We start from the raw sequence: 12,009 nt of genomic DNA on the forward strand, positions 1-12,009 counted from the left end.
GTTGTAAAAGTGTGACTTTAAACCTTTATAAAAAAATTCCAGTTCTTATGTTTTATTATTATACTTCAATTTATTTTAAGTTTTTTTAAAACTACATAAAATATTTTTGGGGTTCTAAATATTATAGGTGTTTTATTATTATTAAATTTTAGATAGAATTGAAACTTATGAATACCTGGAGAAGGATTACCTCCAGCTTAAATAGCCAGTATATTAAATACTCAAACCAATCTTGTTGTAATCAAGCTTTGTGAAATAAATAGGATGGGTTATAATTTAAAAATTCCATATGAACCTAAGAAGGATTTTTAAAAGGATATAAAAGTATAGAGGCCCCTACTTTTAAAAGTGGAGCCTCTATATCGAATCTTCTTTATTTAATGTATTTTAAATAGGTTTTATTATAATTGTATATTTCCCACTACCTCTGCCCGAATCTGTAGTTATTGTAAATCCTGTAATATAGTTATCTCTAAGTATAGAATCTTCGTATATATAATTTGCAACATAGGGTTCTTCAAACCAGCCTTTACCTTGGAAAATTGAGTTTGCAAGTTCTTCGTTATTTATAATGGAATTCTTTACAATCTCCTTAGAAGCTTTCTTAATATAAGTTAGTATTTCTATGTTTTTCAAATCATCAAGATCCCCAGAATTAATGAAGAATTTTACAAAATCCTCTAAAGAAATCTCCAAGTCATTTGCCATAACAATATTTTTATCAATTTGCCTGGGATCCACATAAATTAAGTTTCCATAAAAAACAAAAGCTACATTATCAATATAATTTTCAAAAGCCTTATAAAATGAATCCCTAGTAAATTTTTGTAGAGTATAACTTTTCGAATCTGGCCTTTTTACAGAAATTCCAGATTTAGCAACCTTCTTATATTCAAATTTAGATATATCATCTTCAGTCAAAATAAATTGATTTTCTAGGTGTGTGGAGTAAGGAATTTCACTTTCAATTAGAAAGGCATCCGATTTTGTATTAACCTTTCTATTACTTAAGGATGATTTTTGTTTGGTGGATACTTTTACCATGTAGCTTGTCCTAGAAGTTGAGTGCTTTCTTCTTCCAGACTATCAAGTTGACCAATTTTACTGAGTCTCAATTCATTATTTTCAAGAATTTCAACTTGGAAATCCTCTATCTTTTTAACATGAGTAACAAGTGAGAAAACCCTACTACGATACTCATTATCCTGAAAATCTGAAATCTTAGATATGCCTTCGCTAATTACTCCGAGTTCAGCATTAATCTGTGTCATATAGTACTGACCAACAACCATTGAGGCAACTCCTATAGCAGCAGCTGCGGTATTAGCTACAACTGCTGTTCCTTTTTGTGCTTCAACAGCTACTAGGTTTGCATGACCTTTAATACCATCTGAACCACGATAAATACCACGAACAGCATTTTCCATAGCCTTTGAATCTGCCAACTTCGTACCTGCAGGAATTATTGCTCTATATAATACTTCCCCATTGGCTTGTGCTGCTTGGGCTGCATTGTGAGCCACATTCCCCACCTGTGCTAAACCAGGCACTAGATTATTTACATGAGCTAAGACTTTGCTATTTGTAATCTCAACAAGCTTGTTCTCGTCAATATTTTCCTCTGCAGGGAGCATTTCCATTTTGATAACTAATTCATTTTGTATGTTTTTCGTAGTAAATTCTAGCTCGCTTTTTTCCCCATTAGAATTATCTGTTGTGCTAAGTACAAGACCTTGGCTCCTTTTAAATTTCAGTACTAATACAATACAAATCATAATTATAAGTATCATGAAAATGATAACCCCTATATACTCCATATTAACACCCCTACCATTCTATCTTTGACTTATAAAGCCTTCATATACAGGCTCATATTTATAATGCAGTGCAGCTTCTATAAGCTCTAACGCAAATATTCCTAAGTCAGAATCAAATAATATATCAATCCTATAACAATTCTCCTTTATCCATACTCCAACATTAGATTCGGAGATGCTTTTATTAGCAATTGATCCATCTGCTAAAATAGAAGCTGCTAATGTACTGCTAGCTGATTTAGGATTGTAATGTTGACTATAAAATCTTGCATTGCTTTTTGGACCAGCTTTGCCAATCTTTAAAAACTTATTATCATATAAAAACATATAGATACCCATTTTCCCTTTTGGAAGGGATGCTGGTTTATGCGGAAGACCCGAATCTACTATTTCAAATTTATCCTCACTTATAGGCTTACCTAAAATGGAAGATAACTCTAGAATAATCTCTGCTAAATCTTTATTTAATGCCTTAATGTCCATAATTTTATCCTCCATAACTATGATTAGCTATCAAAATCTACATCAGCAGCCTTTCTGACTATCTTCTTTATTTTATTCATAGGAAAAGGAACATCCCCTTCCTTGAAATACTCTATCTTTACAACCTTTACCATAGCTAGATGATCATCTATTCCAGCAGGGACCATGACTGAGTCTCCAACTTCAATACTATCATCATCTGTTAAATAGTAATAAGTTTTATAGCTATCGTCAAAGGTAACGCTGCAATATATGTATTCATCTTTCCGCCTTTTTATCAAATTATAAATAGATGGATCAAGTATTTCACCTAGCCCATAAAATAACATAAAATCTAAAACAGCCTCCGCAAAGTCTTCCCAATCTTCAGGCAGTCCTTTTTTGTCAAATGTTCCTATAATTATTCGCTGACCATCTTTTTCTAGGTCTATAGTAATTTTATAGCCTTTCATTTCCTCTGGATTTTCAATAACATCTGGTGGATTTCCCTCAATATATTCAAACAAACTATCTCCATCTAAATCATCGAGAAGTGCCTCTACTCCTCCCTGAACTTGAAATTTCCTTGAAACAATGCATCCAGACCCCACATTTTGTATATGTTCAATTGTTTCAGTCTTCCTATCAATTGTTAAACTCTCCAGGTAATCCCAAGTTACATATTCTTCTGATTCACTTATTAATTCTTTGGGTTTTATTTTTGTTACTCTATTATATTCAATATTGATTTTATTCACCTTATCCGGCTTATTGTTCCCATCAAATATATATAAATTTTTTATACCTATTTCATCACGAATTAGATTAGATAAGTCTATCCCATCAATTTCAAAATCTGCACACAGTGAACCTCTGAAGTGGTAGCTCTCTCCATCTGTATTGATTATCTCCATATTCCAATCGCCAATATCTGTCGCAAAGATTTCAATATATTCATTACTGAAATATTCACCTACTGCATTTAATATTTTTCCAGCTACTGGTTTTCCTATATTAAACTCTTCGCTTCTTCCTTTTTCATATTTTTCCATTCCATAACCAAAGTTAAGTGATGAAAATTTTACTTGTCCTTCAGAACTAATTGTTAGGTGTTGTTCTACTTCATCTGTAGGCTCTGGACATGGGCCATAGCAAATATTATTAGATACAATATTAATAGTCTTTGGTATACCTTTAAACATAGCATTATTTTCAGCAGATAATACAAGCAATCGCTTTAAAGCTAGAATAAACCAAGAACGATTTCTATCTTCTAAAATTTCTTCGCCATCATATGCCCAGTGGTTGAAATATCTCCATCTTGAATAAATAGCAGAACCTAGTAGTTCAATATCATTTACGTAATCTATAATTTTTTTGAGTTCTTTATAGTCATAAACGGCACTTCCATATCTTTTAGAAAATTCTTCTCCACTATCCATTTTAAAGCCAAGAGCATCACAATCATCGGCCAGATAATGGTCTACTAATTCTATATAATCAATTTCTTGATTCCTAAATTTATCAAGCCATTTTACTGCAAAGTTATGAACTTCTTTCATATCTTTCAATCATCTCACCCCCAACAAATGCTACTTATGATAATTTTAACCTAACAATTCCCTTATCTTTACAGTTAATATCTCTTTTCTTTTTTCATAAAATTCATCAAAGTTTTCTAATTCTAGCGATACATCTTCAGGAATAAATGCTTGTCTTCTAAATTCTTCTTTTTGAGAATCATTCATATCATTATAATAATCTACAAGTCTCATATCACTTTTGCTTGCATTGCTTCTACCTTCTAAAGAGTGTAAATTTGCCAACCTATTACGATTTCCTCTCCAGTTTCTCCAGTCTTCCATAGATACTGCAATAGGTTTATTACCATCAAATCTTTCAAAAGGGTGAAGGTGATCTTGTTCGTATTTAAAATGGTTATTTCTCCAATCTAAACTCAGAAAGTATAAAGCTTCTCCAGCAACTCTGCTACCTTTTTCTTCATTTAAAATGTCTTCAATCTTCCCATCTGTTACCCTAAGATCATTCATTTGGTTAAGCATTTCAACTGATATTTCATGGTCATTTTCATTAATTCTACTCTTCATTTGTTGTAATTTACTTGTCGTTCCAGATTGGAAGTAAGTAAATAAAACTGCTCTTATTAGATATGCACGAATACCATCAAGATTATTTCTGTAGTCTGAATTATAATAAATAAAATATATAATCGGTAATAGGACGTTCCAGCTACCTGAGAATCTACTTACTCCTATCTTCATATCTTTTAATATGCTCTCTAAGTTTTTCAAAGCCTTTTTAAAATCATTCCAATTATTTTTTAATTCTTCAGCTATATTCTTATTAATATTTGATTTTACAACATCTCCATAAAGCATAAGGGCGGAACGAATTATAAAGTCTGTACCAAAATTTTCATATGAATCTACAAGTAATTTTCCGAATTCTGTCTTTGCACTTGGCCAATATGCTTCAAGTATAGACATGGTTATTTCAGATTTACGAAGAGCCTTACCACCACTATTAAACCTTACGAACATCTCCAAGGCATCGTCCTGCTTCATATCATGTATTTCAGTATATCTAATTAATTTTTCTACAAACACTTTATTATAAAGCTTATTTAAAATATTCCTGGCATAATCTTTACTATCTGCTGGAACATTAGAAATTGCATCTTCAATGGCCATCTCTCTAGTTGTTTCATCTTGAAACTTTACATCTAATATATTTTTTATCTCAAATTGTGTAGGACTTTGCTTCCCAATTTTATCGCTGAATTTTATATCAAATTTTTTACTATTGTATTCTTCTTCATCAACAGTTATCTTGTTTTTATTTAGTTCAATTAGTAGTTTTGTTACAATACCTCCACTACTTTTTCGCCTTGCATATTTTTGCCTTATAAAAGCTTCTCCATATAAAGATAAAAATAATGAAGTCAATCTTTGTTGTCCATCAAGGACTGCAGTGTCAGTTAAATTAACATTTATATTACTTAACTCGTAATTTACTGTATCTGCCTGTTTACGATTATCAAATGTAACATCATTTAAAAAATTACAAAAATATGTATCCCAAGTTACATTATCATCATCAACATGCCAAAATAAAAAAGTAGCTATAGGATAGTCTAAAAGAATAGAGTCCCATAGTTTTTCCACTTGTTCCATACTCCATACATACTGTCTTTGAAATGCAGGCATAACATATTTTCCATTTTTTATATTTTCTAATGCTTCATAATTACTTATACTACTATCAACTAGTCTACTCATTCTTATCCTCCCCGCTATAAAAACTTGATTTATGTTTCAATAAAGTATCTTCTATTTCACTCCATAGCCATACATTTTCTCCATCGTCTTCAAAGACTTTCCCATGACTTTTTGCACCATCTATCTTCATTTGTGAGTAATTATTTTTAAAAGTAGGTACATATAATTTGGGGTAAACCTTTTCACTACATAATTGCTCCATCATACTTATAGTGGCAGACCCTGCTATGTCAAGAGCAGTAAAATATGCCCTTATAATTTTATGATTATACTGCTCCGGCTTTAATGCCCAAATAGGAATACGCCCAATAGCTTTCCCATAATAATCATTAACACCTTCAGGAGATTTAGAAACCTTTTTAGGATTGTATTCATGAGAAGCCTTTTCAAAAGTCTTTGCTATGTACCATCTCATAGACATTTCAATAGCTTCTTCTTCGGATTCTTTAGAAATGTCCATAGCAAGTAAAAACTTTTCGTATACATCCTCGTCTATAAAAAAATTTACTTTTTTGTTCATTTTTCACACTCCTCCATTAGTAAATCTTAAAAAGAGAATATCAGTATTTTAGTCATTAGTCAATACTAATACACTAACTTAGTCTTTGGAAAAATAAACCTTTATCTCGAAATGATGTTTTTATGAACTTAAAGTAAAACATCCAAAACACGCTGACATTTTCTCCATAGTGCGGTAATATAAATATATAAATCAAATACTTAGCTTAATGCCTGCTTTTAAAATAACTTTAATAGCAAGCACAGTAAGTGTAGACACACTTACGAGAAAATTGATGAAGCGGACCCATTTAGGTTCGCTTCTTTTTATCCAATTTTCTACTTGTTCTTATCAGAATGATTTAGGGGTTCCCCCTAAGACCCTGCTATAAATAAAAAGAAAAGGAGAATTCATATGGCAAATAGACTTAGGAAGAATGATATTCATGTTATGGTTACTGATGAGGAAAAAGAACTTTTTAAGAAGAAACTTGAAATAAGCAAGTCAAAATCAATGGGACATTTTATAAGAAAAAGTGTTCTAGAAGCCCCTATATTTGTGATTGATATGAATATCTTTAGAAAACTACAAACTCTTATAGGAAAGAATTCAAATAACATCAATCAAATTGCAAAGAGAGTAAATAGTACAGGAATAATCTATAGAGAGGATATTGAAGACTTAAAAAAAGAGAATGATGATATATCAAAAGAAATAATAAAAATTCAAAATATCTTAACAAGAAAATATATGAATAAGGCTAATTAAAGTGGCAATTACAAAGATACATCCCATTAAATCAACTCTCAGCCTTGCAATTGATTATATTACTAGTGATGATAAAACTGATGATCAAATATTAATAAGTTCTGAGGGTTGCTCTCCTGCAACTGCCCATCTACAATTTATTAATACAAGGGAAGTCAATGATACTAGAGGAACAGTTTTGGCTAGGCATTTAATACAAAGTTTTGTTCCTGGAGAGGTAAGCCCTGAAAAAGCACACGAGATAGGTCTTGCTCTAGCCAAAGAAGTTTTAAATGGTGAATACGAATATGTACTAGCTACCCATGTAGACCGTAACCACATTCATAACCATATTATTTTTAATAATGTTAATTGGAAAACAGGAAAATGCTATCAATCTAACAAGCGAAGTTACCATAGAATCAGATACCAAAGTGACAATCTCTGCAAGGAAAACAACCTAATGGTTATAGATGAGTATTATGAGAAATACAAGAAAAAATATAAAACTAAAGGTAAATCTTATAAGGAATATCACGAGAGAAAGAAAGGCACCTCATGGAAGGCTAGGCTTCAATTTGATATAGATAAAGCAATTAAGAAAGCTAAAGATTGGGATGCTTTTCTTAATCTTATGAAGCAATATGGATATGAAATAAAATATGGAAAGCATATTTCTTTTAAAAAAATAGATGGTCAGCAACGTTTTACAAGGGCTATGAGAATGGGGGATGATTATACTGAGGAAAGATTAAAAGAACGTATCCTAGAAGAAGTTGGCATGAAAAGCAAACGCACTAGAGCCTCTTTTAGGCCTTTAGATAATGTTATTGATATAAGTGATAATGATAAGGCTAAAAGCTCTCCTGGGTACAGGTATTGGGCAACAAAGCATAATCTTTCTACTATGGCAGATACTATTAACCAGGTTAGAAGCGAGGGTTTTAAAACACGAGAACAATTAGAAAAAGCTCTCTATGAAAAGGCTACAGAAGTTCAAAATCTTCTTACAGAAAATAAGGAAATAGAAAAACTCATAGAAGAAAAAAAGAAGGTTATGGAGAGCCGCTATATCATAGATCAGTATAAAGAAATTCATAAATATGCTAAGGCACACCCTGAAGATAAGGCTTTCACTAGTGAATACAGTCCTCAACTTATGCTTTATAAAAAGGCAGTTGCCGAGAGTTTTCAGGACTCCGATGTCCTGCCTACTACCAAACAAATATACGAAGATCTTGAAAAACTTCATACAAAAAAAGAGTCTCTCATTGAGAAGCTCAATCAATCCCGCCAAGAGCAGGATAGGCTATATCAGTATAAGAAGAACTATGATAATTATTTAGGGAAAGAGGTCGAACGTTAATAGTTCTACCTCTTTTAATTAAATTAAAATAATTATATATAATTTCCTAAATTATTAATACATTTTCTTTAATCCATTCAGCAATATATTCAGCCATTAAAGGAGGAACAGCATTTCCAATCTGTGTGAAATTAGATGTTCTCGATCCTTCAAAAAAATAATTATCAGGAAAGGATTGAAGCCTAGCCGCCTCTCTTATCGAAAGAGATCTATTTTCTTCCATATTAGGATGTATATAATAGTGTCCATCCTTTGCTATGTGGGCAACTATGGTCTGTGAATAATTCAAATCCCCTGCAACTACTTTAAATCTATCTAAAAAAGATTTAGTATTTTTATGAGTAATAAGTTCATCTGGTAAATCTGAATATTTTAATCTTTCATCTTTTTTATTCCATAACTCCACTGCGATTCTATAAATGTTCAGATCTCTATCATTATTAGGCCTTGAAATATGGTGGGTCAATAAATCCTCTTTATCTCTTATTTTTGTATATAACAGTGCCTCTGTTGGCTTATTTCTATATTTAAAGTCTTTATACACCTCACCTGATTTAATTGATGGTAAATCATTTAAAAAATCTTCCACCATGTAGATATTCCCTTTGTTTTCAGGATATTTAAAATCATCTACATTCAAACCTTTTTTAAAACCCATGATTATTACTCTTTTTCTATTTTGAGGAACCCCAAAATCAAAGGAATTAAAATCAAAAGATTGTATATTATATCCTGCTTCATCAAATTTTTCTTGAATATCCTCAAATATTTTTCCATTTTTGGCAGTATAAATACCTGGAACATTCTCAAACACAAACACTTTTGGCTTGTATTTTTTTAAAAATTCAACATATAATTTATATAAATAATGCCGTTTATCATTATTATTATTTGACCCTGTTCTAGATCTACCTATTACTGAATAAGCCTGACAAGGTGGTCCGCCTATAATTACATCCAGGTTTTTTCCCCTATTAATTTCAAGTTGTTTATCAATTTTCTCAAATAAAAACGGTAAGTTTTCATAAGAAATTTCACAATTTATAACTGAATTTTTAATATAACTAGGAATTTTTTCTAAAAACTTTTCTCTTTGTTCTCTTCTTTCTTTTACAGATAAGAAATAAGTTTTCTGATATTCTCTATAAATATCTAATTTGTTCTCTTCCTTCAAATAATAATATGCCATCCTAGTTTCGAGCGTTTCTGCGGCTGATTTATTAGACTCAATATGAGCTATACCTTTATATCCCAGTCTTGCAAAACCTTCTGATAAGCCTCCCGCCCCTGCAAATAAATCTAAATAATTCATTGTTCACCTCCTCTATCTTTTAATTCGCCTGAAATAATACTTTTCTATTAAAGTATTAAATATTAATCTTATTTCTTTTGCCTTTTCCTTGGAATTCAATATTACACCCAATTCTAAATTTCCATCCATGCCATTATAAGATAAATTAGATGAAGTAATTATTGACTTCTCATTGTCTATAGTTAATACTTTTGCATGTAGAGATTGAGTATGATTTTCTGCCCCAATATATTCATAGACGAAAGCCCTACTATTATCTAATTTAATAATCTTGTCCAATAAATCACTTTTGCTAGCATAATCATTTACATACATTTCTACATAGATTCCTTGTTTGATTTTTTTCTCCAATAAATTAATTAAACTACTGGCATACTCACTTAAAGAATAGATAGAAAGAATAATACTCTCTTGGGCACTTGAAATATACTCTTCAAAAACAATTTCGGTATCCCTACCTGGTAACCCAGATATACTTGGTCCCGACCATATTAATTGCATCTTTTCCGAATTTGAACGACTATAAGCCTTAGCCATTAAGTATAAAAAATTTAACTTTTCTTCTGAGGATGAGTTAGGAAATAGCTTATTTAGTTCTTGAAAAATTGTACTTCTAGAATCAAGAATATTAGTTGAAACTTCTCCTTTAAATAAAAGGCCCTCGATAAAATATCTATGGTTAAAAAGAAGCCCTTCGAAAACATCTAATCTTAAAGACTTATCCCACATACTTCCCTCACCAACTTTTCAAAATAACCCTTGAAGTTTTTTTCCTGAGTAGGTACTATTGTCCGCCTATCCAAAAGCCTATTTCCATTTTCACAAGCTGTTTCAGGAATCATTAAACATGCATGACAACCTGCACCATTTAAATTTTCATTACCTGGGTAGGTTTTCAAACATCCAGGATCTGCTGAACATATCAAGGCATTTTTAAGTGCATTGATCAAAACATCTTGAAAATTATTAATTTTCCCCATTTCTTCTAAGCCACCTAAGGTCCCTTCTGAATCACCACTTGCTGTGTAGATCAATAGCCCACACATGTTTTCACTATAGTATATTCTTTCCTGTAATTCTGTTGTAGAATACCCACTTCTTAAAGATAACTCTCTTATTAAGGCATGTGATAAACTATGGAGTAATACATATACCAAGTCACGATTTTGCCTATACTCCCATCCCTTGCTTTCCACATGTTTCCTATATTCATTATCATAAATTTCTGATATAGCTTTGGAATCAAAATTTGATAACCAATTTTCAATTTCTTCTCTATTCAATTCTAGAAATATACCCTCGCCACTAGTCCTAACTGCTGGTAGCCAACCCGTATCTTTACCCGCTAGATTGACAACACTTGCAAAGTTATCATTATCTGGGTCTGGGAAACTAGCTCTAGTAAAGCCTTTTAAAGCCATAATTTCTCTGACCTTTTCAATTCTAATTAATCTTGTAAAATATATTTTTAGATAATCAGGAAGGTCTTCTTCACTAGCTAGAAAACTTGAATAGTTTTTTGATAATGCTTTATGGTTAAGAATAGAATTATATTCAGATTCTTTTATTTCACTATATTCAGAAGCACCCTCAGCAATTTTTTTGTATATCTCAATAAACTTCTCAAAGGTCATAAGATTTTCTTCTAACTTTCTATAGGCAACTTTTAAGCCTCGCATTTGAGCTTTTTCATAATCAAAAACTTCATCATCTAACTCAGCCTCAATTTTTTTATCTTCAATATAATTATCAATTTCCACCTTCATCTTTTCAACTCTTTGAAATATTTTATCAGACCAAGGCGGTATTTCTAAGGCAGATCTTACGATTGAAAAATATACATTTGTGGCACCTCTTAAGCTAGGAATGAGGTCAGCTGAACATTTGTCATTTGGATTAGAAGGCCTATGTGCATGCCTACCCTTACAAGAGTAATCTGAAAATGTTGCCTTTAATAAAGCATCCCCCATTGTTTTTCTAGCTTTACAACTTTCATTATCACAAGATAAAATCAAGGAGCTTAATGATGATGTATAACTTGCTGACCTTAACCTTATCTTTCCTTCACATTGAGTCTTCCCTCCATGCAAATATTCTCTATAAGGAAACTCATCAATATGCCCATTTTCGCAAAACATTATAAATCTAGAAGGGTAGGCTCTAAAATCACAATCAGGACATCTAGGCCCCTTACTATCATAGATTTCAGGGTTTCCAGTTACTGACTCTGATAGTTGAAAAACTAAATTGCATTTAATATTAGAGCAAACGTGCCAGTCAGGAAATATAATAACAGGAAAAGAGTTTTTCCCTTGCTTCGGCTCTAAGAAATATCTAACTCCTAAATAAGAAGCTAATTTATTAAAATAAATCCTTCTATATTCTTCCCCATCATTATTCCAGTAGTTAATATCTAAACCCATAACAGAGTCTTCCTTGGCATCTATAATAGAACCAGGCCCAAAAGTTGTTATAATTTGATTTTGACTTAAATTACCTATCTCCAT

General features: G+C 31.5%; 11 protein-coding genes. 2 read left to right on the top strand and 9 right to left on the bottom strand.

Features of this window, described 5'->3' with window-relative positions:
* Window positions 1-387 precede the first annotated feature (387 nt).
* The 6 genes from TICRE_RS02470 to TICRE_RS02495 form a co-directional block, all read right to left on the bottom strand.
* Window positions 388-1,044, bottom strand: coding sequence for a hypothetical protein (locus tag TICRE_RS02470; RefSeq protein WP_075724792.1), 657 nt, complete (start codon window positions 1,042-1,044; stop codon window positions 388-390).
* Window positions 1,038-1,634, bottom strand: coding sequence for a hypothetical protein (locus TICRE_RS02475; protein ID WP_198927467.1), 597 nt, complete (start codon window positions 1,632-1,634; stop codon window positions 1,038-1,040). Before TICRE_RS02475 ends, TICRE_RS02470 begins: the two co-directional genes overlap by 7 nt.
* 201 nt (window positions 1,635-1,835) lie before the next feature.
* Entirely contained in the window at window positions 1,836-2,300 is a 465-nt protein-coding gene (locus TICRE_RS02480; protein ID WP_075724794.1) for a hypothetical protein, read from the bottom strand.
* 23 nt (window positions 2,301-2,323) lie between these two features.
* The gene (locus TICRE_RS02485; protein WP_084191766.1) at window positions 2,324-3,850 is read right to left on the bottom strand and encodes a hypothetical protein; all 1,527 of its coding nucleotides are present in this window, start codon (window positions 3,848-3,850) and stop codon (window positions 2,324-2,326) included.
* 36 nt (window positions 3,851-3,886) lie between these two features.
* Window positions 3,887-5,578 (bottom strand): DUF262 domain-containing protein, encoded by a 1,692-nt coding sequence (locus tag TICRE_RS02490; RefSeq protein WP_075724796.1) that lies wholly within the window; start codon window positions 5,576-5,578, stop codon window positions 3,887-3,889.
* On the bottom strand, window positions 5,571-6,098 hold the full coding sequence (locus TICRE_RS02495; RefSeq protein ID WP_075724798.1) for a hypothetical protein: 528 nt from the start codon (window positions 6,096-6,098) through the stop codon (window positions 5,571-5,573). Before TICRE_RS02495 ends, TICRE_RS02490 begins: the two co-directional genes overlap by 8 nt.
* Before the next feature lie 393 nt (window positions 6,099-6,491).
* Here TICRE_RS02495 and mobC point away from each other — a divergent pair, with 393 nt between their 5' ends.
* Both mobC and TICRE_RS02505 read left to right on the top strand, forming a co-directional pair.
* On the top strand, window positions 6,492-6,845 hold the full coding sequence (gene mobC / locus TICRE_RS02500; RefSeq protein ID WP_075724800.1) for a plasmid mobilization relaxosome protein MobC: 354 nt from the start codon (window positions 6,492-6,494) through the stop codon (window positions 6,843-6,845).
* A 1-nt stretch (window position 6,846) separates the two neighbouring features.
* Window positions 6,847-8,190 carry a relaxase/mobilization nuclease domain-containing protein gene (locus TICRE_RS02505; RefSeq protein WP_075724802.1) on the top strand — a complete coding sequence of 448 codons (1,344 nt, stop codon included), beginning with the start codon at window positions 6,847-6,849 and terminating at the stop codon, window positions 8,188-8,190.
* A gap of 46 nt (window positions 8,191-8,236) precedes the next feature.
* On the opposite strand, the gene TICRE_RS02510 is transcribed toward TICRE_RS02505, so the two are convergent.
* The 3 genes from TICRE_RS02510 to drmB are packed head-to-tail and all read right to left on the bottom strand — an operon-like array spanning window position 8,237 to window position 12,009.
* Window positions 8,237-9,502, bottom strand: coding sequence for a DNA cytosine methyltransferase (locus tag TICRE_RS02510; RefSeq protein ID WP_075724804.1), 1,266 nt, complete (start codon window positions 9,500-9,502; stop codon window positions 8,237-8,239).
* Window positions 9,503-9,514: 12 nt separating this feature from the next.
* A complete protein-coding gene (locus TICRE_RS02515; RefSeq protein WP_075724806.1) occupies window positions 9,515-10,231 on the bottom strand; it encodes a phospholipase D-like domain-containing protein in 717 nt (238 codons plus the stop codon).
* Window positions 10,213-12,009, bottom strand: a complete 1,797-nt coding sequence (drmB, locus tag TICRE_RS02520) for a DUF1998 domain-containing protein (RefSeq protein ID WP_075724808.1) — start codon at window positions 12,007-12,009, stop codon at window positions 10,213-10,215. Before drmB ends, TICRE_RS02515 begins: the two co-directional genes overlap by 19 nt.

The organism is Tissierella creatinophila DSM 6911, assembly GCF_001940565.1.
Classification (GTDB): domain Bacteria; phylum Bacillota; class Clostridia; order Tissierellales; family Tissierellaceae; genus Tissierella_A; species Tissierella_A creatinophila.

Bases quoted from the DNA above. Each gene is read 5' to 3' on its own strand.
- TICRE_RS02515 (WP_075724806.1), bottom strand. From the start codon at position 10,231: ATGTGGGATAAGTCTTTAAGATTAGATGTTTTCGAAGGGCTTCTTTTT.
- mobC (WP_075724800.1), top strand. From the start codon at position 6,492: ATGGCAAATAGACTTAGGAAGAATGATATTCATGTTATGGTTACTGAT.
- TICRE_RS02475 (WP_198927467.1), bottom strand. From the start codon at position 1,634: ATGCTCCCTGCAGAGGAAAATATTGACGAGAACAAGCTTGTTGAGATT.
- TICRE_RS02470 (WP_075724792.1), bottom strand. From the start codon at position 1,044: ATGGTAAAAGTATCCACCAAACAAAAATCATCCTTAAGTAATAGAAAG.
- drmB (WP_075724808.1), bottom strand. From the start codon at position 12,009: ATGGAGATAGGTAATTTAAGTCAAAATCAAATTATAACAACTTTTGGG.
- TICRE_RS02495 (WP_075724798.1), bottom strand. From the start codon at position 6,098: ATGAACAAAAAAGTAAATTTTTTTATAGACGAGGATGTATACGAAAAG.
- TICRE_RS02490 (WP_075724796.1), bottom strand. From the start codon at position 5,578: ATGAGTAGACTAGTTGATAGTAGTATAAGTAATTATGAAGCATTAGAA.
- TICRE_RS02510 (WP_075724804.1), bottom strand. From the start codon at position 9,502: ATGAATTATTTAGATTTATTTGCAGGGGCGGGAGGCTTATCAGAAGGT.
- TICRE_RS02480 (WP_075724794.1), bottom strand. From the start codon at position 2,300: ATGGACATTAAGGCATTAAATAAAGATTTAGCAGAGATTATTCTAGAG.